The 23,095-nt window shown below is 42.0% G+C and carries 24 protein-coding genes; 12 read left to right on the top strand and 12 right to left on the bottom strand.

Annotated elements, in window-relative coordinates; translation table 11 throughout:
• Positions 1–30 precede the first annotated feature (30 nt).
• Positions 31–393, top strand: a complete 363-nt coding sequence (locus tag ACFGVS_RS11965; RefSeq protein WP_090651098.1) for a helix-turn-helix domain-containing protein — start codon at positions 31–33, stop codon at positions 391–393.
• A 173-nt stretch (positions 394–566) separates the two neighbouring features.
• On the opposite strand, the gene ACFGVS_RS11960 is transcribed toward ACFGVS_RS11965, so the two are convergent.
• Entirely contained in the window at positions 567–1,406 is an 840-nt protein-coding gene (locus ACFGVS_RS11960) for an AraC family transcriptional regulator (protein ID WP_439698788.1), read from the bottom strand.
• A 151-nt stretch (positions 1,407–1,557) separates the two neighbouring features.
• On the opposite strand from ACFGVS_RS11960, the gene ACFGVS_RS11955 reads away from it, so the two are divergent.
• Complete coding sequence (locus ACFGVS_RS11955) at positions 1,558–2,061, top strand: lipocalin-like domain-containing protein (protein ID WP_439698787.1); 504 nt, start codon at positions 1,558–1,560, stop codon at positions 2,059–2,061.
• A gap of 117 nt (positions 2,062–2,178) precedes the next feature.
• On the opposite strand, the gene ACFGVS_RS11950 is transcribed toward ACFGVS_RS11955, so the two are convergent.
• Together ACFGVS_RS11950 and ACFGVS_RS11945 are read right to left on the bottom strand one after the other, a co-directional pair.
• Positions 2,179–4,413, bottom strand: coding sequence for a tetratricopeptide repeat protein (locus ACFGVS_RS11950; protein ID WP_439698786.1), 2,235 nt, complete (start codon positions 4,411–4,413; stop codon positions 2,179–2,181).
• A gap of 645 nt (positions 4,414–5,058) precedes the next feature.
• Positions 5,059–5,391, bottom strand: coding sequence for a YnfA family protein (locus ACFGVS_RS11945; RefSeq protein ID WP_090651094.1), 333 nt, complete (start codon positions 5,389–5,391; stop codon positions 5,059–5,061).
• A 94-nt stretch (positions 5,392–5,485) separates the two neighbouring features.
• Between ACFGVS_RS11945 and ACFGVS_RS11940 the strand changes: the two genes are divergently transcribed.
• From ACFGVS_RS11940 to ACFGVS_RS11915, 6 genes are all read left to right on the top strand, one after another.
• Positions 5,486–6,076, top strand: a complete 591-nt coding sequence (locus ACFGVS_RS11940) for a TetR/AcrR family transcriptional regulator (protein ID WP_090651093.1) — start codon at positions 5,486–5,488, stop codon at positions 6,074–6,076.
• Between the two features lie 49 nt (positions 6,077–6,125).
• A complete protein-coding gene (locus ACFGVS_RS11935) occupies positions 6,126–6,497 on the top strand; it encodes a VOC family protein (RefSeq protein ID WP_439698785.1) in 372 nt (123 codons plus the stop codon).
• Positions 6,498–6,518: 21 nt separating this feature from the next.
• Positions 6,519–6,791, top strand: a complete 273-nt coding sequence (locus ACFGVS_RS11930) for a YciI family protein (protein WP_439698784.1) — start codon at positions 6,519–6,521, stop codon at positions 6,789–6,791.
• Positions 6,792–6,897: 106 nt separating this feature from the next.
• Positions 6,898–7,116 (top strand): hypothetical protein, encoded by a 219-nt coding sequence (locus tag ACFGVS_RS11925; protein WP_090651090.1) that lies wholly within the window; start codon positions 6,898–6,900, stop codon positions 7,114–7,116.
• A gap of 505 nt (positions 7,117–7,621) precedes the next feature.
• Complete coding sequence (locus tag ACFGVS_RS11920; protein ID WP_439698783.1) at positions 7,622–8,464, top strand: ThuA domain-containing protein; 843 nt, start codon at positions 7,622–7,624, stop codon at positions 8,462–8,464.
• 96 nt (positions 8,465–8,560) lie between these two features.
• Positions 8,561–9,415, top strand: coding sequence for an alpha/beta fold hydrolase (locus tag ACFGVS_RS11915; RefSeq protein ID WP_439698782.1), 855 nt, complete (start codon positions 8,561–8,563; stop codon positions 9,413–9,415).
• A gap of 324 nt (positions 9,416–9,739) precedes the next feature.
• On the opposite strand, the gene ACFGVS_RS11910 is transcribed toward ACFGVS_RS11915, so the two are convergent.
• From ACFGVS_RS11910 to ACFGVS_RS11880, 7 genes are all read right to left on the bottom strand, one after another.
• Entirely contained in the window at positions 9,740–11,131 is a 1,392-nt protein-coding gene (locus tag ACFGVS_RS11910; protein ID WP_439698781.1) for an FGGY-family carbohydrate kinase, read from the bottom strand.
• A 1-nt stretch (position 11,132) separates the two neighbouring features.
• Positions 11,133–12,407 (bottom strand): sugar isomerase, encoded by a 1,275-nt coding sequence (locus ACFGVS_RS11905; protein WP_439698780.1) that lies wholly within the window; start codon positions 12,405–12,407, stop codon positions 11,133–11,135.
• Positions 12,408–12,600: 193 nt separating this feature from the next.
• Positions 12,601–14,721: a bifunctional aldolase/short-chain dehydrogenase gene (locus ACFGVS_RS11900; protein WP_439698779.1), complete on the bottom strand. Its 2,121-nt coding sequence runs from the start codon at positions 14,719–14,721 to the stop codon at positions 12,601–12,603.
• Positions 14,722–14,880: 159 nt separating this feature from the next.
• The gene (gene rhaT / locus ACFGVS_RS11895; protein WP_439698778.1) at positions 14,881–15,960 is read right to left on the bottom strand and encodes an L-rhamnose/proton symporter RhaT; all 1,080 of its coding nucleotides are present in this window, start codon (positions 15,958–15,960) and stop codon (positions 14,881–14,883) included.
• Between the two features lie 221 nt (positions 15,961–16,181).
• Positions 16,182–16,778: a mobile mystery protein B gene (locus ACFGVS_RS11890; protein ID WP_439698777.1), complete on the bottom strand. Its 597-nt coding sequence runs from the start codon at positions 16,776–16,778 to the stop codon at positions 16,182–16,184.
• On the bottom strand, positions 16,769–17,233 hold the full coding sequence (locus ACFGVS_RS11885; RefSeq protein ID WP_274212253.1) for a mobile mystery protein A: 465 nt from the start codon (positions 17,231–17,233) through the stop codon (positions 16,769–16,771). The genes ACFGVS_RS11890 and ACFGVS_RS11885 overlap by 10 nt, the downstream gene beginning before the upstream one ends.
• 121 nt (positions 17,234–17,354) lie before the next feature.
• Positions 17,355–18,182, bottom strand: coding sequence for an alpha/beta fold hydrolase (locus ACFGVS_RS11880; protein ID WP_439698776.1), 828 nt, complete (start codon positions 18,180–18,182; stop codon positions 17,355–17,357).
• A gap of 234 nt (positions 18,183–18,416) precedes the next feature.
• Between ACFGVS_RS11880 and ACFGVS_RS11875 the strand changes: the two genes are divergently transcribed.
• From ACFGVS_RS11875 to ACFGVS_RS11865, 3 genes are all read left to right on the top strand, one after another.
• Positions 18,417–19,244, top strand: a complete 828-nt coding sequence (locus ACFGVS_RS11875; protein ID WP_439698775.1) for an N-acetylmuramoyl-L-alanine amidase family protein — start codon at positions 18,417–18,419, stop codon at positions 19,242–19,244.
• 137 nt (positions 19,245–19,381) lie between these two features.
• Positions 19,382–20,050: an autotransporter outer membrane beta-barrel domain-containing protein gene (locus tag ACFGVS_RS11870; protein ID WP_439698774.1), complete on the top strand. Its 669-nt coding sequence runs from the start codon at positions 19,382–19,384 to the stop codon at positions 20,048–20,050.
• Between the two features lie 190 nt (positions 20,051–20,240).
• Positions 20,241–20,816 carry a YceI family protein gene (locus ACFGVS_RS11865; RefSeq protein ID WP_439698773.1) on the top strand — a complete coding sequence of 192 codons (576 nt, stop codon included), beginning with the start codon at positions 20,241–20,243 and terminating at the stop codon, positions 20,814–20,816.
• Positions 20,817–20,880: 64 nt separating this feature from the next.
• Here ACFGVS_RS11865 and ACFGVS_RS11860 read toward each other — a convergent pair whose 3' ends face one another.
• Positions 20,881–21,102 carry a hypothetical protein gene (locus ACFGVS_RS11860; protein ID WP_439698772.1) on the bottom strand — a complete coding sequence of 74 codons (222 nt, stop codon included), beginning with the start codon at positions 21,100–21,102 and terminating at the stop codon, positions 20,881–20,883.
• Between the two features lie 203 nt (positions 21,103–21,305).
• A complete protein-coding gene (locus tag ACFGVS_RS11855) occupies positions 21,306–21,698 on the bottom strand; it encodes a hypothetical protein (protein ID WP_090653071.1) in 393 nt (130 codons plus the stop codon).
• A gap of 116 nt (positions 21,699–21,814) precedes the next feature.
• Here ACFGVS_RS11855 and ACFGVS_RS11850 point away from each other — a divergent pair, with 116 nt between their 5' ends.
• Positions 21,815–23,065, top strand: coding sequence for a DUF2130 domain-containing protein (locus ACFGVS_RS11850; protein WP_439698771.1), 1,251 nt, complete (start codon positions 21,815–21,817; stop codon positions 23,063–23,065).
• Positions 23,066–23,095 lie beyond the last annotated feature (30 nt).

Here is a 23,095-nt window from a genome sequence, read left to right as displayed (position 1 = left end):
GAACAAATTGTTTATTATTGCAGGCATAATATGTCTGACGAAGCAATCATAAAACGGCTAAAAGTAATTGTACAGGAGCATGGCGGCCAAATGGGCCTGGCCACTGCTATTGGTGTCGACCAGGGTTTTATCAGCAAGGTGGTAAACAAAAAACAGGACATCAGTTATTACCTTATTCGTAAACTTTGTTTTCAGCTTAAATACTCGCCCGAATGGCTCATCCTTGGCACAGGCGAAAAAAAAATCAATAAACCCGAGTCGGCCAAGCTAATTACCGAAATACAAATGATGCGTACCGAAGTAGATATTCTTCAGGCCAGGATGCGCGCTTATGAAATGGAGCTAAAAGAATTGCGCCAACAACTGCAGGGCAATGATAGAAAAGCGGGTTAATAAGTAAAATTAAAAATATAGTGGCCGGGCTTCGTGAAGATGCCCGGCTTTTTTATTTTATATTCTGTAGTATATAAGATCTCCTAATTAATTCACATTTGTTCTTTTATTAAATAGAAATCAATGAGTTAGCTTTAAGCTTTGTGCATTCTGCTTTTAGCTTCTATACATTATCAGCAAAATTGCTTTTTGTACTCGGTGGGGCTCAGGCCTTTATATTTTTTGAATATTTTGTTAAGATGGCTTTCGTCGGCAAAATTGAGCTCGTTAACAATTTCGTTTATACGCATATCGCTGTGTAGCAACCTCATTTCAATCAGTCTTATTTTATACATTGAAATGTACTGCTGTAACGTATCGCCGGTTTGTTTCTTAAAATAACGGCCCAGGTAGCTTAACGAGATGCCAAAGTGCCGCCCCAGGTTTTCGGCCCTTAGCTTTTTGGGGTCGAATATGTTTTCCTGTATGTAATGCAAAATCTCCAATACCGTTTCGCCGGTGTTTTCCTTAATGTTTTTAGGAAGTTTCAGTGCTATATTGCGGGCAACTATCGTGATAATGGTATTCACTATCTGGGTAATAATGGTATCGCAATAAATTTGTTGATTTGTTTGTTCCTGGATAATGTTTTCAACCAAACTGGCTATAAAGGGCTTATCAACTTTGTTTTTTAAAATACAGCCCGGCCGGTGGCTTGCATTTTGCAGGATATATTCCATCCTTTGTATCAGCGCTTTATCTTTTGATGCATTACCTTGTACGTAGTATTCATTAAACCGCAGGAAAAAGAATTTGGTTACCGTATTTATTTCAAAAGAATGTGTATCCTGTGGGGTTAATAAAAACAAATTTCCCTTACGATAATTGAACTTGTTTTTATTGATGAACTGCACGCCCGTACCTTCTACAATATATATCAGCTCAAAAAAGTTGTTGCTCCTTGTTGCTTTGGGGAAATGCTCCAATACCTTAAAATCAATTTCAAACGGACGATATAAATTCTCTTTTTTCATCAATTCAAAAATACAGAATTAGTGAAAAAACTTACAGGAGATGCATACCAATGTCTGTATAATTTTGCATCATCAGAATGAATTTAGATGTACTACGGAAACATTTGAGCTATACAAGTAGAAAATTAAGAGACAAAAATTAACAAAAATCATGAAAAAAATAACATTTATGCTGCTGGTGGTTTTTGCAGCAATTAACCTGTACGCCCAGGAAAATAAGAAGCCCTTAACCGAAGAGTTAACAGGTACCTGGACGCTTGTATCTGTTGATAACATTTACCCGGATGGCAGCAAGGTGCATCCTTATGGCGATAACCCGCAGGGGTTGCTGATATTTGATGCTCGGGGAAACTACGCCATCCAGATTTATAAAGTATTGCGGCCGCAGGTTGCATCGGGCGATAAAAATAAAGGTACGCCTGAAGAGAACGCGGCAATTGTACAGGGCAGTAATGCGCATTTCGGCAGGTATTTGGTTGATGAAAAAAGCAAAACCATTGTTTTTAACATAGTCCATGCATCGTTCCCTAATTGGGAGGGTACTGTACAAAAACGCTCATACACTTATACCGGCAATCAAATTAAATATGTGGTAACGCACACTACCCAGGGCGGGCAGGCTGTTATTGCCGAGGTTGCCTGGCGCAGGCTGTAATAAATGGGTTAAAAGCCATTCTTTTTTATTTTGAGCTTCAGGCCGAAGTCAATTCAAGCCTTGCAAATTGATATTATCTTAAACTTTTGCCATCAACAATGAACCATCAACCATGAACTATTTGCAATATTTAGCTATAATAGCAGGCGCGTCTTTCGATCCAAATTCGGCTGCTTTGTTCATGTCGGCGCAGGCGCCAGCCTTGTCGTTAAGGGCTATTTTGGCCAGGCCACGTTGCAGGTAGGCGCGGGCATGTTTAGGGTTAAGCCGTATGGCCTGGTTACAATCAGCAGCGGCACCGGCGGCATCTTTTAAATTTACTTTGGCCGCGGCACGGTCGGCATAGGTATCTGCGTTGTTTGGGTCGGCTTTTAAGGCTGCTGTAAAATCGTCGGTAACGCCTTGTGCATCGCCCAGGTAACTTTTGGCAATACCGCTATGTGCCAGTGCCTTTACATAAGCAGGGTTAATATAAACCGCGTTATGATAATCATCGGCGGCGCCGGTATAATCTTTTAAAATGAGTTTTAAATCGCCCCTGAATAAAAATGTTTCCTCGTTTGAAAATATAGAAACTGCCTTATCAAGATCTTTCATCGCGGCTTTATAGTTGCCCTGCTTGGTTTCTATATAACCCCTGTTTTGATAAGGTAACGCGGCAGCATCAGATATAGAATCGATTTTTAACGATGTATTAAAATCGGCCATGGCGCCCGTATAATCCTCCTTGCCGGCCTTAACCAACCCGCGTTTAAGCAATATGGCTGTGTTTTTTGGATCTTTGGCCAGGCCGGTATCATAATCGGCCATGGCGCCGGCAATATCGCCGGCAGCTGCTTTGGCCTCGCCACGGTGCAGGTAAAAATTCGAGTTGGCCGGGTTTAAGGCAATGGCCGCTGTAAATAGCTGTACGCCGTTAGTTGTATATTTATAAAAATCAGTCACCTTGCCCAGGCGTACGTAAGCTTCTTCTTTTTTAGGCGCTATGTTTATTAGTTTTTCAAAATCCTTTACCGCGCCATTTTTATCATTCATTTTATCCTTTTCAATAGCGCGGTTTAAATAGGCGTAGGTGTAATTGGGGTTTACCTGTATGGCTTTTGTATAATCATTTATGGCGGCTGTCATATCGCCAAGATCGCGGTGGGTATCGCCGCGCACCAGGTAGGCTTCGTCGCTTTTGCCGTTAATTGTTATTGCCAGGGCCAGGTCGGCCATTACGCCGGTTGTATCCTTCATGGCCAGTTTTGCTTTGCTGCGGCTTATGTAGCCATTAATATTTTTAGGGTCAATAGCTATGGCGGTATCTGCATCCAGCTTAGCTCCCGAAGCATCGCCTGCAGATAGCTTTGCGTATGAGCGGCTTTGGTAGGTTTCGGCAGTCTTGTTACCCAGCAAAATCGATTTGTCAAAGTCATCCATAGCGGCGGTATAATTTTTCATGTTGCTTTCAACAACACCGCGGTAAAGGTATAGCAGCCCAAACCGGGGGTGTTGTTCAATTGATTTATTAAAATAATCAAGCGCACCTTTGTTGTCGCCCATTTTGCTTTGGGCATTGGCCAGGTAAAGAAAAACGTTTTTGAGCTCGGGGTTTATAGATGCGGCTATTTTATAATCTTCAATAGCCCCTTTAAAATCCTGTAAATTGGCTTTGGCGTTTGCGCGATACAAGTAGGCCTCGGCATTTTGAGGGTTCATGCTGATGGCCGTTGTATAATCGGTCACGGCTCCGTTTTGATCGCCTATGCTGGCTTTTGCGCCGGCCCGGTACCCATAAACGGCGCTTTTTTTAGGATTTAATTTAATAGCGATATCATAATCGTCAATGGCAGCAGCATAGTTTCCTTTGTTGTTTTTAGCAAGGCCGCGGTATTCGTAAATTTCGGCCTTATCGGGCGATAGCTGTAACGCTATTGTAAAATCGGCAATGGCGCCGGCATAGTCCTTCAGATTGGATTTTGCGTTGCCGCGATAGAGGAACATTTCGGCCGTTTTTGGTCCTAATGCAATTGCCTTGTTAAAATCGTCGATGGCAGCCTGGTAGTCTTGTATATTACTTTCGGCGTTGGCTTTATAAAAATAAGCGGTTGTAAAATCCGGCTTTAATTCAACGGTTTTGGCGTAATCGGCAATGGCCGATTTAAAATCACGGAGGTTGCCGTTTGCATTTGCGCGATAAAAATAGGCATCGCTGCTTTTATCGTTTAATTCGATGGCACGGGTGAAATTCTGAACAGCCGCCTTATAATCTTTTTCATTAGCCCTGGCGTTTCCGTTTTGAATATAGGTGCCGGCCGTTTGGGCAAATGTAGTAATAGGTAAAAGTAAGAGGAATAGGACTTTTTTCATTTAAGAAATGGCTGCTAATCAAATATCGACAAAAATACCGATATCGGTAGAGCAAAGGCCATACCGAAAGCCGATTCATTAAAATTCATGCTAAAATACCCATGGAAATAAAGTGGGGAGGAAATTTGGGGCATAATAGCCCCATTTGTAGCTGTGCGGCGTGGACTGTACCAAATTGATGCCGGTAGTTTTTAAGGACAAAGAGGCTTATTTTGTATTACTCTTCCAATATTTGACCTCTTTTTTTACCATAACTGATTATAGCAGTACAAATCAGGATGCAAAAAATGAGCCCGATTTCGATACCAATGTGGCTTAAAGGTATGCTGCCAGTGTTTTTTGTCAGTAAAATGCCCGCGTCCGGCAATAGCAACCCGAATAACGGGAAGCAAAAAAACATTCTCAATATTATTAATTTTTCCATAATTATTAACATTTAGTATGATAATACTAAGGTAGTGATTATTTCTTTATGATTTAAATAAAAATTAAAATTTAACTGTAGTACAAATCAAACCAAGGTTTGTTTGCCTGTTGGTTGCATTTTGTATGAAATATTTTTTTTGACGGCCAACAAGTACCGTATGCCGTTAATTTAATCAGCTTAAAGTATGCTGCCGGTGTTTTGAAAGGTGTTGCCGGTATTTATTTAGCGCGTGGTGTGAAAATTATAATACAGGCGCCTGCCAAAGCTATCATGGCGCCAATTATGTCATACTTGTCGGGCTTAAACCCATCAACCCGCCAGGCCCATATCAGCGCCATTAGTATAAAAATACCACCATAGGCAGCATAAACCCGGCCGAAGCCAGCCGATTGCCATGTTGCCACTATACCGTATCCCGCCAGTATAATGCCGCCCAAAATACCATACCAAAGTGGTTTATCTTGTTTTAACCATTGCCAGATAAGATAGCCGCCGCCAATTTCGCATAAACCGGCAAGTACGAAAACTACAAGGGAACGCAGGATGTTCATAGTGCAAAATAATAGTTTTTGAATAGGGATTTTGATATTTGGAAAAAAGAAAAATATATTTTTAAATAAGCGAACGCTCACTTATATTTGTTGTATGAGACCGCGCGATGAAAACAAGGAGTTATTGATACGCCAAAAAGCTATAGAAATGATAGTTGAACATGGTGTTGACGGTTTTGGTGTAAATAAACTTGCTAAGGCTGCGGGTGTGTCGCCGGCTACCATTTACATTTATTATAAAGATAAAGACGATTTAATAGTTCAATTGGGTATAGAAGTTGCCGGCAAAATGATGGATTACAGCTTTAAAGATTTTAGCCCGGAAATGGATTTTGCCGAAGGATTACAAATACAATGGCGCAACCGTATGGCATATTTTATAAACTTCCCCCTCGAGATGGAGTTTATCGAAATTATGCGTTATACCCAGTATTATGAAGAGGCAACTAAAACCATCACAAAAAACTTCGGATCGGTGTTGGGACCGTTTATGCAAAATGCTATCAAAAAGAAACAGCTTGTTTCGCTGCCGTTTGAGGTGTACTGGTCAATTGCTTTTGCACCTTTATATCAACTGATAAAATTCCATTTCCAGGGGCGTACCTATGTAAACAGCACTTTTAAACTGAGCGACGAGTTGATGTTGCAAACGCTTCAATTGGTTTTAAAAGCGCTTAAGCCCTAAAAAATTGACTTGTTAAAAAAGAATATTCAAAAAAAGAAGCTAAATACCTATGAAACTTAACCATATCAACCTGCCTGTTACCGATGTTACCGCCAGCTGCGCTTTTTTTGAGCAATATTTTGATTTTGAATGTACCAGCAAAAAGGGAGACAACCAGATTGCCATATTGCAGGGAACCGATGGATTTACGCTGGTATTAATGGCCAATAGTTTTAACCGCGGCGGCAATTCTGTATTTCCGGATGCATTTCATATTGGTTTTTTTGTAGATAGCCGGGAAAAGGTGACAGCGATACATAACCGGCTTTCGAAAGAAGGGTTTGAAGTAGGGCAGGCCCCGGCCAGTATGCGCGGCGGCTATGGGTTTTATTTTAATGCTCCTGGCAATATACTTACCGAGGTGGCCTGTAATAATATTTAATAAAAAAGCGATTCATCATTTATGACACCAGCATCAGCCTATAAGAACCCGCACCATGTAATGTTGTTTTTTGAAGAAAAACAGGTTAATGATACCTGCATGGCCGAGCGAATTATTTACTACCAGCACCTTAAAAACGCCGGGAAAGTTTTGCTCAGCGGCAACTTTTGGAACCAGGCGCGTAATTTTGTGATTGTACATGTAGCATCTGACATGGAATTGGAGCAAATTATTGATAATGACCCGGCGGTAAAGCAAAATATTTTAAAGCTGGTGCGGGCCATGCCTTTTTAATCTATCCTGGCACCCCGTTAAAACACCTATTGTGCTATGGGTTAAAACACGGGGTAATTACACTTGCATATGAACGCTGCCGGTGATAGTTTTGGTAAACTATACAATGGAGTCATTTGAATTAAAAGTTGATCAAAGAACCTATAAGGTTATACAGTCGGCTATAGGAAAAACTACAGTTTTTAGCGTCTTTAACCACTCTTCATTTCATACCATAACTAAGGTTGGCGCCGATTGCTGGGAGGTGGTTGAGCATCGCTTTGGCAATCATAAAATTCCCCTGCAAATAATAGGCAAACGTATCGACGATTATTTTGGTTTATAGTTAATATTATGCTTTAATAACCCTTTTTGGGTAATTTGGAGATGATTAATTAACTATAATTAAAAATATATTTTCTTTTTACTTATGATAATTGATTTTTATTGAAAAATTAGTATCTTGTAACTAAGATACTAACCCGTAAACCTATATTTAATATCCCATGCCTGGTTGCCCGGAAAGCCAGGCATTTTTATTTGGTGTATCCGTGTTTGCACGTAAATTCCCCGGTTATAAAACCGTAAAACCCGCATGGTAAATCCGTAATATTCCTGATTGTTTTAACATACAGATAGGATACTTTTGAACAATAAGTTATGTAATCAGGGACAATAGCTTAGGGGCAGCCGCCAGCAGTAATGCAGCGGCTGTTTTTTTGTTTTATATTTTAGCGATTGTACCAGATTTCACCGGTTTGATGCATGGCTACTTTAAATCTTAGTATGCAGGCGTCTGTTCATTTTAAATAAAATGATTAGTTTTATGGTAGTAAACCAACACATCAACCATGACTATCCGCAGTATGTCGAAACTTGCTGTACAGGCAACTGTGCTTTGTATATTTTGCCTTGGTTTTTATGCGGCACACGCGCAAAAGAACAAGCCTTTTAAAGTAATAGCTTTTTATACCGGCCGTAACGATAAGGCACACATCAGTTTTATGCACGAGGCCAATAAACGTTTCCCCGAAATGGGTAAAAAATACAATTTTACCTACGATTCTACCAGCAATTGGAGCAATATGAATGCTGCTTTCCTGGCAAAATACCAGGTAGTACTGTTTTTAGATACCCGGCCGGATGATCCTGCGCAACGTGCCGCGTTTGAACAATATATGAAAAACGGCGGCTGCTGGATGGGGTTTCATTTCTCGGCCTTTGCGCTTACACCATCAGATTATCCTCAAAACTGGAACTGGTATCACAACGAGTTCCTGGGATCTGGGCAGTATGCAAGCAATACATGGCACCCTACACCCGCTATTTTAAGGGTTGAGGATACCAAACACCCGGTAACCAAAGGCATACCGGTAACTTTTAAAACACAACCCAACGAGTGGTATCGCTGGGAGCATGATTTGCGTAAAAATCCGGATATCGATATTTTATTATCCGTGGATTCAACCAGTTTCCCGCTGGGTAATGGTCCTAAACCACATGAGATTTGGCACAGCGGCTATTATCCTGTTGTATGGACAAACAAAAAATACCGCATGGTTTACTTCAATATTGGCCATAATGATATGGACTATGACGGGGGCACCGACCGTACCTTATCTTACACCTTTGATAACGATACACAAAACCAGTTGCTTATTAATAGTTTGTTGTGGCTGGGCCGAGGGAAGTAGCTTCTCGGTCTCCTAAAGCGGAAGTTTAACCTTTTCAGGACGCTGATCACCGCAGCACTTTTATTACATTCGCTTTCTGAGCATGCTACCCACTTCATGAAAAAACTAAAACTATTGCACCGCCACATCCTCGCTTTAGAAAATAAAGAAGATGTTAATTTAACCGAAATGCTTTGGCAACTCATCTGCTATTCGCCCAAAATGTCGCCAAGGTTACAGCAACAGCAATTGTTAGATGAAGCCCAAAAGTTTACATTGCCGGTTGATGATCCGCATTTTGCAAAATTGGTATTAAACTTTAATGGTTTTATTTGGGGCAACGGTAGTAAAAAGGTTTTGATAACCCATGGCTGGGGTTCAAAGGCCATTGATTTTGATGAGGTGATAGCCGGGTTAAAAGCAATTGACGATATCCAGATCATCGTCTTTGATGCGCCGGGCAATGGCAGTTCGGAAGGAGAACTATCCAACCTGATATTATTTGCAAAAGCTGCCGAGGCTATTATTAGCCGATATGGCGCACCGGATGTTATGATAGGCCATTCGTTGGGCGCTATGGCCAATGTTATAGCCATAAACGAAACTAATATTAAACCAGCCCTGCAGATCAGCATTGCCCCGTTAATTAAACTAAAAGAAAACTTTAAAGCCACCATGAATGCCGCCGAAGTACCGGTATCGGCACAGGAAAAGTTTTTTGAAAGTTTTAGGGAACTTTTTGAACTGGATGCTTCTTACTTTGATATCAACAATAAGCACATAACCGGGGCGCTAAAACATTGGCTGGCTTTTGATAAGGAAGATAAAGTATCGCCATATGATTATCTGCAGGAGTTTTTGACCTTTAACCCGGATATTGTTACGCACGAATATTTTGGACTTGGGCACGAAAGGATTATTAAAGATGCCGGGGTTGTGGGGGATATTGTTGAATTGGTGAAAGAGATTTAAAAACAACATTCCCTCCACTTGTCACGCTGAGTTGTAAAATTTCGCGAAATTCTGAAGGGGAAATTACATTCAAAAATAAAGGACTGTCATGCTGAGGTACGAAGCATCTATTCGCGAATTTTTCTATCGGTTGCGCACAGCTAATAGATCCTTCGTACCTCAGGATGACAGGGAAATTGGTATGTCATACGTAGAAACTAAGCATCTATTCACAAACTTGCAATCGGAGGATGCACGATGTATAATAGATACTTCATTCCTCGGAATGACAGGCACGGAGGTAAAAAAAATTGTTTGTCTTGATTCTAACCTCTTGATTCTTTTCTAAGCAACTTCATTTTGCACACCCGAATAATACTTCAGCTCAATCAAATCATGCGGCAGCGTTTTACTATTCCAGCATGAATGGATAGCCAAAGCCGTGCCAACAGCGGTAGCCTGGGCCATTGATGCGGCGTAAACCTCCAGTTGGGGGTAGGCCAGCGCCAGCAGGTGCATGAATACGCTGTTTTTACTAAAACCGCCATCTACAAAAATCCTTTGCACTTTACAGCCTTGCAGTACGTAGTTAGTTGATATGCTTTGCTGGTTAACAATATCTATCATCAATTGGTGATAGGCTTCAATATCATCGGCAAAATCATTTAAATCCCGCTGTTCAAAAACCGACTTTTGCAGTTCTCCATCTTGCTTGCTGTTCGTTAAGGCATTGTTACGCAGGTTTAGCTTTGCTGCAATCGCTGTATCGTAATTAATGGTACGGTAAATAATAACATCACGGTTAAAGTGATCTGCTATTCGTTTTACCTGTTGTTCATATTCGTACCCTGTAAACAGGCGCGATGCTTTTACCGGGTTGCCTTTGTATTGCAGGTAGTTAAGGCAGTCGTTTTTTAGCTCATCAGCCGTAAGGGGTGTTTGGTTAAATGGGTTTAAACTAATAGACCATGTGCCGGTTGATATGAGCACAAAGGGCATGTTAAAACTTACCAGGTAGGGGATAAGCGCCGCCGAGCTATCATGCAGGCCAACACCCACACAAAAAGTAGTACCCGGAAATACTGATGGCAGTACACTATCAGCAGGCTTTAGTGGTGCCATTTTAGGCAGTACGGCCTCATCTTTTACCCATTTGTGGTAGTCATTTGCAGCAAAATCCCAAAGGGCAGTATGGCAGCCTATGCTGGTTAAATCGGTAACCATTTGGCCGCTTAACAGGTAGCTCATGTATTGGGGCAGGTGCAGGGCGTACTTAATTTTTTTAAAGACCTCCGGTTGCTGGTATTTAAGCCGGTACAATTGCAAACCCGAGTTGAGGTTGCCCAAAACCGGCGAGGCAGTTTCACGCGCAAACCGGGCTTCATCGCCATAGGTTTGGTAAAACTGCCTGCTCAACTCTGGCGGATATGGTTTAAGGTAATTATACAATGGGGTTAGCGGGGTGCCATCTTCATCTACATAAACAAAGCTTGCGCCGTAGGTAGAAAAGTTAACCGCCTTCAGGTCAAATTCTTTATGCTTGAAAATCTCGCGCAGCGAATCAAATACTGATAGGCGCAGGCTATCGAGATTTTCGCATGGGTCGCCATCTTCGTCGTGGGTTTCGGTGAAGCGGGCTGTGCGTTCAAAAACTATCTTGTAGTTTTCATCGAACAGGAACAGCTTCTTGTTGGTTTTACCCACATCAAAAACAGCTATAACAGGTATTTGCGCCATATTATAATCCGGTTGATACAGCTTTTGCCCCGCGTTCTTTAATCAATTGGCTACGTACCGCCTGTGCCCTGTACAAGGCAAGAGGATCCAAAGCTCCGCCGGCGCGTAAACGAGCCTCAGCTAATAACGAGCGTACATCAGTACGGTAAGCATGCTGCAATATTTCCTGCGCTTTAACTACATCATTATCTTGCTGGGCTTGTTTTAGCGCAGTTACATCAACTAATAAGGCCTGTGCGTAGGCAATTTTAATGGCTTCTACCGATTGGATCAGATCCTCGATAGGGTCTTTCACGTTATGCGATGCATCAATCATCCAGCCAATGGCTGTTGCATGGTTCATGCCGCGGGCATCCATACCCTCTACCAGTTCGTTAAATATCAGGAACAACTGGTATGGATTGATGCTGCCGACGGTAAGGTCATCGTCGCCATATTTAGAGTCGTTAAAGTGGAAACCGGCCAGCTTACCTTCCATCAGCAATAAAGAAACAATTTGCTCAATATTGGTGCTGCCCAAATGGTGCCCCAAATCGACCAGGGTTTGTGCCTTGCTGCCTAATTTGGACGACAGCAGGTAGGATTGGCCCCAATCGCCAATGGTAGTTGAATAAAAATTGGGCTCGTATGGTTTGTATTCAACCCAAACCTTCCAATCGGCTGGCAGGGCTTCATAAATTTCCTGTAAACTTTCCAGCGTACGCTCAAAAGCGCCACGCATGTTTAGTTGCCCCGGGAAATTCGATCCGTCAGATAACCAAACCGATAAAGCTTTTGAATCCAACTCGACACCATACTTAATAACTTCGATATTGTGGGCAATGGCTTGCTTACGCACGGCTTTATCTACGTGGTGTAGCGAGCCATATTTATAGCTCAGCTCCTGCGTTGCCTGGTCCTGGAAAGTATTGGAGTTAACCGCATCAAAATGCAGCCCCAGCTGTGCAGCGTGTGCTTTTATAGCATCCGCATTTTTAGGGATATCCCAGGGAATGTGCAGTGAAATTGAATTGCTGCTGCGGTTTAATGCATGAATTAAACCCACATCTTCAATTTTTTCTTCCAGGCTGCGTGGTTCGCCACCGCCAGAGAAACGGCCAAAGCGTGTACCACCGGTACCTAAAGCCCAGCTTGGGATAGCTATGTTAAAATCAACCAGTTTTTTCAGGATTGTATCCAATTCGGTTACATCAGCAGCAATAAAATCAAATTTGCGTTGGTGCGCTGTTTTGTGCTGATGATTATATTCTTCGATTATGCTCTTCTCTAATTGCATTGTTTATCGGTTATAATTTTCTTCTCTTGTAAACTAAACTATGTCATTGCGAGGAGGAACGACGAAGCAACCTCGTAGCCATACATGTGCCGATTGCATGGCCGGAATGCATTTGGCGACGAGGTTGCCACGCTATCGCTCGCAATGACATAGTTCTCTAAAGACCATGAACCATGATCTATGAACCATTTGCTTAACGAACAAACGCCATTGCCACCCCACCATCAACATTCAACACGTTGCCGGTTGATTTGTTGAGCAGGCCGCCGGTAAAGGCGAAGCAGGCGTTGGCAATATCCGCTGGTAAAATTACCTCGTTTAATAAGGTACGTTTAGCGTAGTAGGCAGGCAGTTCGGCTACGGTGATGCCGTAAGCTTTTGCACGTCCCTCGGCCCAGCCGCCAGCCCAGATGTTGCTATCACTGATAACTGCATCCGGGTTAACTACGTTTACACGAATGTGATCGGTGCCTAACTCAGCAGCGTTTAAGCGGCTCAGGTGTAGTTGCGCAGCCTTGGCAGAGCCATAGCCTGCGTTGTTTGGTCCGCTTACCAAGGCGTTTTTGCTCACAATGTTGATGATATCACCACCAATAGCTTGCTTTTTCATGGTGGCTACGGCGGCCTGGGTAATAAAGAACTGGCCTTTTACCAAAACATCGTACAATAAGTCCCAATCCTTATCGGTATGATCGGCAATAGATTTTGAAATAGACAGGCCGGCGTTGTTGATCACAATATCCACCCCGCCAAAAGCCAGGGCGGCAACTGCTAAAGCCGAATCAATTTGTTCGCTGTTGGTAACGTCAAGCACAGCAGTGGCAAACGAGTCTTTGCCGTACAGTTTTTTAAATTCTTCGCCTGCACTTTCCAAACGTTCGGCGTTCATGTCGTTCAGTATCACAACCGCGCCTTCGTCAACAAATTTTTTGGCTATGGCTTTGCCTATACCGCCGGCACTGCCGGTTATTAAGGCGATTTTGCCCGATAAAGCCTTTGGTTTTGGCATGCGTTGTAGCTTGGCTTCTTCCAACAACCAGTATTCAATGTCAAATGCTTCCTGGCGAGGCAGCGAAGTATATTCTGATATCGCCTCGGCGCCCTTCATTACATTGATGGCGTTGGTATAAAACTCAGCAGCGACACGGGCGGTTTGTTTATCTTTCGAGAAAGAGAATAGGCCAACACCCGGATACAGGATAATTACCGGGTTGGTATCCCTGATAGCAGGACTGTTTTGGTGCTTGCAGGTGTTGTAATAATCGGTATACATTTGGCGGTAGGCTTCAAACGCAGGTGTCAGGCGCTCCTGTAAAGCTTTAACGTCGCTCAAATCTTCGCCCGGTGTAAGATCCAATACCAGCGGACTAATCTTTGTACGCAAAAAGTGGTCAGGGCAGCTGGTGCCTAAAGGCGCCAAACGGTCAAGATCATTGGAGTTGATAAACTCCAGCACGCGGGCATCATCGGTAAAATGACCCACCATGTGACGTTCGCTCGAGCAAAAACCGCGCAGGATAGGGGCAATAGCGGCAGCCTGCTTTTTTCGGCCGGCTTCGTCCAGGCTTTCAATTTTTTGACCACCAAAAACAGGGGCTTTTTTGCCATAGTTTTCTTCCAGGTATTCGGCACAACGCTCAATTACTTCTAATGTGTTCACGTAGCTTTCATAAGCCGTATCGCCCCAGGTAAATAAACCGTGCGAACCTAACATGATGCCACGGATGCCGGGATTTTCATCAAGGCATTGTTTTAATTGCAGGCCCAGCTCAAAGCCTGGTTTTTTCCACTCTACCCAGCCTATGGTGCCGCCAAAAAGTTCCTGCGTTATTTTTTTACCATCTTTTGCTGCCGCGATTGCAATAGCCGCGTCGGGGTGCAGGTGGTCGATATGCGCGAAGGGTAAAAAGCCGTGCAAGGGAGTATCTATAGAGGGGGCTTTGGAGGCAAGGTCGTAAATGCAATGGTTAAACAATTCAACCATTTCGTCTTCATACGCCACACCGCGGTACACATTTTTAAGGCTGCGCAGCCGGTCGACATAGAGGGCTGCCAAACCGCTTTTTTTCAACGTGCCAATGTCGCCGCCCGATCCTTTAATCCACATTACTTCAACATCATTGCCGGTTAAAGGGTCTTTGGAGATTACTTTGCATGAAGTGTTGCCTCCCCCATAGTTAGTTAGCCGCAAATCGGCACCTAATAAGTTGGATCGGTATATTAATAATGCTACCTCGTCGCCGGCGAGCTCGGCTGCTTTGGCATCATCCCACAGGTAGCTTACGTGCTTAAATTGTGTTGTTTTGACAGACATATGTATTTAATTATTGAATTATCGAATTAGTGAATTGTTGAATTATTGAGTTAGTGATTTATTGAATTAGTGAGTTAGTGAATGTTTACTGTTTAACAATTATTGATAAAGCCGCGTTGCCGTTCAACTCACTAATTCACTAACTCACTAATTCAGTCATTATTTTAACGAGTTACCGTAGCCTACCACAAGCACAGATAATATAATTACCGCTATGCCGGCTATAACCGTGGTAAAGGCTTTTTTGCTAACGCCTTTCCATTCTTTCAGCATCAGGCCCCAGGTGTTGGCTATAAGGATAATGAAGGCCATGTGTAAAATCCAGGAACTGGCCCCGTTGCCCATTTTGCTTTCGCCCATACCGTAAAAAAAGAACTGTAAAAACCAGGTGGTGCCGGCCAATGCCGCAAACAGGTAGTTTTTAAGCAGCGGCGTTTTTTTATCGGTATAATTACCAAACGTTTTGTTGCGGGCGTTTAGCACCATGCACCAGATAAAGTTGGTGGTTAAACCACCCCATAATATAATAATGTACGTTACATTGTTTTGGTACAGAAAGTTACCTTGCCCGGGATGCCCGGCCTGCCAAAGGTGGTTTGCGGTATCGGCCATTGATTTACCCGCTTCGATGCCAAAGTTAAAGCAAGCGCTTAACACCCCCGATACTACAGCTACCAGGATACCCAGCCCAAAACGGTAGTCTTTGTTTTCGTTGGCGATGGTTTTATCGGACGATAGCTCTTTCTCCTTCATCATGCCGGCTTTACCGCATATAATTATACCTGCAACGCATAGCAATATGCCTAATAGTACAAGCTGCCCCCATTGGTTATGCAGCATCATGCTAAACGTATCCTTGCCCGCTTTTGGAACCAGGTCATAATATACTGATGGTATTAAAGCGCCGAATACCGAACAAAGGCCCAATATAATAGTACTGCCCAGTGATACCCCAAGGTATCGAACCCCTAAGCCATAAGTGAGCCCTCCAATGCCCCATAGTAAGCCCATTAAGTAAGTCCACCCGATAACGGATGTGCTGGTATGGCTAATGATATTGGCAAAGCCGGGTATGGTTAACCATGCGGCCAGCGGCGGAACTATAAACCAGGAAAAAATGCCACCCACTATCCAGTAGCTTTCCCAGGCCCAGCCCTTAATTTTTTTGTAGGGAATATAAAAACTCCCCGAAGCGAACCCGCCGATAAAATGGAAAAAAACTCCAAAAATAATTTGCATACTCTTAACTGGTTTAAATTGGTAAAGCTAATGTAGGCAATAGTAATCCGGGAACTGTCATGGACTGTCATGAGTTAGGCGGGGCGGCAATGTAGAGGATTTTCGCGCAAAGACGCAGAGACGCAAAGTGATTTGCTTGTTTTATCTTAGCGTCCTGGCATCTTGGCGCGAAATCAATTTTTTAATGCTTTCCTCAATGAAGTTGGGAGAATGGTATTGACTTAAGAACGTGCAAACCGTATAAGCGGTTCAATATCACCTTTATCGGCGGCTCTTATGGCAGTTAGGTAAAATTTTCTACTCTGGTCTGCTTTTATTAGGTTTGAACTTCCCCATGAATACACCGGCAGCTTAAAAAGGTGTTCAATTATAATGTCGCCTAATAATCTGGAATGTCTGCCGTTGCCGTTTGCAAAACAGTGAATGCTAACTATTCGATGTTTAAAGCGGATGGCTATTTCGTTTGGTGGATAAATTGCTTTATCTACCCAGAATCTTGTGTCATCTAATAGATTTCTAAGCTCTACGCCCACTTTAAAGTAATCCACTCCCAGGTTTTTATTTGTGTTTCTGAATTTGCCTGCCCATGCCCAGGTATCCCCAAACATCCGGTAATGTAGTTCTTTAATAAACCCCTCCGTTAACACTTTATCCGATTTGAATTTCCGGATTAAGGTCCACTCTACAGCTTTTTGAATGTTCAATTGCTCAAACTCATCCAGTTCTGCGCGTGTAGTGATGGTAGTAATGAGCAAGCCCTCTTTTTCCTCTTCGTCCAAAGGGGTTTGCCCATCCTCGTATTCGAAATTTATTCCCATAAATATTTGGGCAACTCTGCTTTGATTTCTTCTGCTTTCTCGTTTATAGCTTTCTCTATCCTTTCTCCCGAATTTTCCTGGTCTTCCAGTTTCATTGAATTAGATGTTCGCAGCACAATCTTTTTGGCAAGTTCCTTAGCTCGTTTTTCAATCATCAATTCGATAGAGCCATCCTTGGGTATTATCCCATATACCAATTTCATGTCTAAAGCATTAGCAGCCTCCCGCAGGCGGTTTAAGCTTATAGTGCCCAGGGCTTCCCGCATTTCCAGGTCATTTGCGCTTTGTGCCGTAATATTTAAACGATTGCCCAATTGCTGTAAAGTCATTTTAAGGGAAACCCGCACAGCATTTAACCAGCCTTTTGACGGTATAATAACATTCTCAACTGATTTAAAAACGATAAGCTTTTTATCCATTTGTTCAATAACCAACTGTTGTTTTTTGTTTTTCATACGCTTTACTACCAAACAAAGTTAAGTCTATAGTCTGAAATAAACAAACTTATTTCAGACTATAGACTTAAAAAAAATAATTATTTATCAGCCTTAAGGCTGATATTTTTAAAATTGATTTTTATCGTTTATTAAAAGACTGTTCAAAAAAGTCATCAACCAGTTTATTAAAATCATCTGCGTGCTCCTGTAGCGTAGGATGACCTGAGTTGGGTACAATCCATAAATAGGATTTCGGGATATTTTGGGAAATGATTACCGTATGCTCAACCGGGATAAGGTCGTGGTCGCCGCCTATAATAAGCGAAGGGCATTTGATTTTGTGTAGTTCGGTTAATTTGATGTTCGGCTGGTCATAATCCAGCATGAATATTTTCCAGTCGTTTTTTTCTTTAGCAGTTTTCCAAACCTCATTTTTATGTGCCGCGTAGTTTTTCTGCATATCTTTCCATAGGCTGGGTATTAACCCGGTTGAATCGGGCCAAAGGTTTGCACCTGTCGACGCCAGTTTTATAACTTTACCAGGATGGCGCATAGCAAGTTCCAGCGCGTTAATGCCGCCGTCGCTCCAGCCAACCACGTAAGCCGAATCGATATGCATCGCATCCAGCAGGGCAGCAAAATCATCGGCCATCTGCTCAAAACTCAACGAATCGGCTGCATCGGTTGATTTGCCGTGCGCACGGCTATCAACCGCTATAACTTTATATTTTTTTGCAAAATATGGGATGTTGTTTTTGAAAGCGCTCATTTTATCGCCGTTGCCATGTATCATTAGCAAGGGTTTGCCACTGCCATATGTTTCGGTGTACAGCTTTATGCCACGTATGTTGTAATATTTGCCCACCAATGCATTGTCGCCATAAGGTATTTGTTTTTCCTGGCTATAACTGGTTTGTACAAAAAAGATGAAAACGAACAAGGCAAACAACAATTTTTTAAATGGCATATATCAAATGGTAATTAGTAAAACATAAATATAAAAATTAAACATGATATCTATTGCATTCCTTGTCGCTTTGTGATTTTGGCATTTTTTGAACCCAAATAACGTTAAAATGTTAACTAATACTACCTTTGCGGAATTTAATTAAACATACATTTAAACTAAGTACGCCAAACAATATCTTAATTATGGCATTTATAGTTAAAATATTTAAAGTACCTATATACAAAATTCTTCATGTTTTCCATCTACCTAAAAAGTACGCGTATACTTGTATTTGCTTGTTTTTTCTTCGGTTTACTTTCTGTTAACAGTTTATACGGGCAAGAAGGCGGCGCATCAAAACCGGTTACAAATCACTTTAAGTTTAAAACACTTATCATTGATGCCGGCCATGGGGGTAAAGACCCCGGTGCGCATGGCGCTACTTCAAAAGAAAAAGATATTGCCCTTAGCATAGCCAAAAAACTGCGCGATTTGGTAAATAACGAAATGCTTGGTGTTAAAACCATCATGACCCGCAGTACAGATACCTTTATTGAGTTGCACCGGCGCACCGAAATAGCCAACAGCAACCACGGTAACCTGTTTATTTCTATCCATTGTAATTCATCGCCCCAAAAAAGAGCCAAAGAGCACGGTACCCTGGTATTGGTTTATGGTTTTCACCGCAGCCAGGAACAGCGTGAGGCATTGCGCGAGAACGCTTCCATTTTTATTGAAGATGACTACAAAAACAAATACAATGGTTACGGCGAAGATAATGTGGTGAATACCATTGTGCTGAACGCTTTTCAGCAAAAGTACCGTAAGCAAAGTATTCATTTTGGCGATATGATTATTCACCAGGTTAAAAAAGCAGATGGCCGCCATACCTTTGGCGTAAAGGAACAGGGTGTACTGGTACTGGCCCAAAGCGGTATGCCGGCGGTGCTGGTTGAAACAGGCTTTATCAATAATCCGGCCGACGAAGAATACCTGAACTCAAAAGACGGGCAGTTCACAATTGCTACCTCGATTTTAAAGGCGCTTAAGGAGTACAGGGATAGCCTGGAGGGAAGGTAACTTTGGCAACAGAATCAATTTAAACGCAGGTTATAATTTTATATTATCGCGAAAAATATTTATTTAATAATAGCTGTATTGGCAAAATATAGGCAAATAAAAGCCGTTTCAAATGCTCAATAAACTATTATTACAATATGAAAAAAGTACTTCTTTTAATCCCTGCATTTTTACTGGCTTTTCAAATTTCAAAAGCTCAAACCGAAAAAGGTTCGCAAACATTAGGTGTGAATTTGATTTTCAACACTCAAAAATCGAGTAATGTAAGCGTCAATCCATCTACCGGCACCTCAAGTAATACCAAAAACAAGTACAATAATTTTGGTATAGGGCCCAATTACAGCTATTTTATTGCCGATAAACTGGATATAGGGGCCAATTTGAGCTATGATCATTTAAGTGTCGACAATGGCGAATTCAGTTCGCCGTCAACACACCATCAGTATGATTACGGCGCCCAGATATTTATCAGAAAGTACTTTATGTACGGTGACAAATTAGGTTTACGCGCAGGCCCATACCTGGGCTATAGCCGATACAATGTAAAATATACCTACGATTATCCCGGTGCTGCTGTAAATTCAAACTCAAGCAAAACGGATAGCTATAACGCCGGTATAAATCTTGGGCTGGTTTATTACCCAACAAAAAAAATAGGAGTATCAGCCACGTTGGCTAATATCTATTATGCCCATTCAAAATCAGATGATGGAGCTCAAAGTCACGGAAGCACGGATAGCTTTAACGGCAGTTTTATAAGCAATGGATTGGGTCTTTCATTATTTTACGTATTTGGTGCTAAGTAACCACCGCCCATTTACCACGTTCTGGTAATCCATTTGTTACGCCGAAAATACTGTTTACCCCACTAAATTAGTCGTGATTTGTCATCCCAATTTAATAATTAAATGTTCAAACATTTAATCGCTTGTTATTCCAATTCTTTGTATACTTTTGGGTCATTAAAAAAATCAAGTCTCAAAAAAATTTAAAAAAATGAAAAAAATCTTTATCCTGTTGGCATCGGCATTTTTGTATACTGCTGCATCTGCACAAACTACCTGGACTGTTGACAAAGCACACTCAAATGTGAAATTTACAGTTACCCACTTATTAGTAAATGATGTTGATGGTACCTTTAAAACTTATGATGCCACCATCGTTGCTGCTAAGCCAGATTTTAGCGACGCTAAAGTTGCGTTTACTGTACAAACAGCATCTGTAAGCACAGATAATGATTACCGCGATAATCACTTAAAATCGGCCGATTTTTTTGATGTTGCCAATAAGCCAACAATTACCTTTACAAGCACTGGTATCACAAAAACATCTGATAAACATTATGCGGTTACTGGTAACCTTACTTTAGCTGGTGTTACCAAACCGGTAACTTTTGACCTTTGGTACCGTGGCACTATCCAAAACCCAATGAGCAAAGCCGATGATGCTGGTTTCCAGTTAACAGGTACAATAAAACGTGCTGATTTTGGCTTTGGCAGCAAATTTGGTTCGGCTATGTTAAGCGATGATGTTACTATTAAAGCCAATGGCGAATTTGCTAAGGCAAAATAATTACAATATTGTTTAAAACGCAAGCGGCGTACCTGTTAAAATGGGTACGCCGTTTGTTTTTTTGTTAATTTTTGTTGCGCTGGTATTGTACTTTAAGCTGCTGTTTTTGCAGGTAATAAATGATAATGGTACATATTGCAATTGCTGCTACCAATGCCGCACCGGCAATAATGTGTATAATGGGTACCTGGTAATTAGGGTTTATTAGTGATTCGGTAACGTTTGGGATAATGAGGGCGATGAGTGGTAAACAAATAAATAACCGCAGTAGTCCGAGTTTTTTCATAATGATTAATAAATTATGTAAGCCTTTGCTACAGGTGGCCAAATAAATGAGGGCCAGGAGATAAAGGTTTTAGTGATGGTTTGTGGTGACAAATATGGCAAATTGATACTTAGTAAAAAATACCCACAATTTGGTATTTTAAACTGCGTGTTTTGGCATGTAGTATCCGTTTTAGATGGCAGTATTTCGACGGGAAAGCAGGATCAGTCGGCCAGGAGGTGTTTTAAAGTATCAAACCAAAGTTGGTTTTTGGTGCCGAAGAACCGAAGATCCACAATAAGGTAAACTATGGCAGTATCGTCGCCTTGTTTGTAACGTAACCTTAAGGGTTGGCAAAAAAGGCCCTTGTTTCTGACCAACGATCTTTTGTAAACGTCATCAAATCCAAGATATACTTGTTCAAGCTTGTTTAAAGGGATATTTAAGTAGTTGTAGCCATCAATAACCAGGCTTGTTGGAGTCAATATAATTTCACCCTCACGATGGTGGGGAGGCGGAGTTAGCGAAAAAAGGGCTCCGGCTTCGTCGATCAGTGTAAGCGCCGCGATTTCGTAATCGTAGCTCCACAAGACCTTGCCAATTTGTAAAATTTGCATTGATGTAATGTATAAATAATAATTGATAACTGCAAGTATTACATTTTCGTCAAAATTTGGCGCTGTATAAATTCCTATATTTGAGGTGCGAAAATGTTTTTCGCGTGATAAAAAGTATGGCTACAGAAGTTAAGTGCCCCAGTTGTGGTTTTGGTTTTCCGATAGAGGAGGTGATGGCCGAGGAGTATAAAAAAGAGCTCCGGGTTAAAATGCAGGATTATACCCGCCAAAAAGAGGAGGAATACCGTAAAAAAGACGAGGAGTTTTTAAGTAAAGAGCGGCAGCAAAAAGCCGAGTTTGAACAGCGCCTGAATGCCGAAAAAAAACAACTGCAGCTGGTGCTGGAGGAAAACTTGCGTAAATCCATAAGCCAGGATTATGAAAACCAGGTGCTGATGCTTAAAAACTCGGCGCAGGAAAGCGAAGAAAAATTAAAGCTATCGCGCCAGAAGGAGCTTGAATTTTTACAGCGCGAAAAGCAGCTGCAGCAAAAAGAAGAGGAGATGGAGCTTTCATTGCAACGTAAATTGCAGGAGCAACGAAATGAACTGAGCGAGCAGATTCGCCGCCAGGAAGCCGAGCGGCATAGCATAAAGGATATTGAGTACCAGTTAAAAGTAAAAGAACTGGAAAAACAACTGGACGACCAAAAAAAGCTTGCCGAAGAAATGAAACGCAAGGCCGAGCAAGGGTCAATGCAATTACAGGGCGAAGTGCAGGAACTGATACTGGAGGAGTTATTGCGTAACTATTTTCCTTTTGATTTAATAAGCGAAGTTGGCAAAGGCGTTCGCGGTGCCGATTGTATTCAAACCGTTCGTAACCAGTTTGGGCAGGAGTGCGGTAAAATTATTTACGAAAGTAAACGTACCGCTACCTTTGGCGCCGACTGGATTGACAAACTCAAAAAAGATATGCGCAGCGTTGGTGTAGATGTAGCAGTTATTGTTACGCAATGCTACCCCAAGGGAATGGATTGTTTTGGCGAAAAGGATGGAGTTTGGATTTGTAGTTTTGACGAGGTGAAAGCGGTATCATATATCCTGCGCGATGGCGTAATCAAACTGTCAAACCTCATCAAATCTCAGGATAATAAAGGCGATAAAATGCACCTGTTGTATGATTACCTAACCAGCAGTGAATTTTCTGAGCAATGGAAGGCCATCAGAGAAGGTTATATGAGCATGCGCCTATCCATCCAAAAAGAACGCGACGCGATGGAAAAAATGTGGAAATCGCGCGAGAAGCAGCTGGATAAGGTATTGTTAAACGCCGCGCATATTAAAGGCAGTATTGAAGGTATTGCCGGCGCAGATAGCATTCAGCTAAGCCTTACAGATGATGAGGATACTTTGTTGTTGGATTAGGGACGCAATTTGGCGATTTGCCAGATTATC

It is taken from the genome of Mucilaginibacter sediminis (genome assembly GCF_051903035.1).
Classification (GTDB): Bacteria; Bacteroidota; Bacteroidia; order Sphingobacteriales; family Sphingobacteriaceae; genus Mucilaginibacter.
The sequence above is the reverse complement of the archived record's forward strand: the minus strand, read 5'-3'. Positions and strand labels throughout refer to the sequence as shown.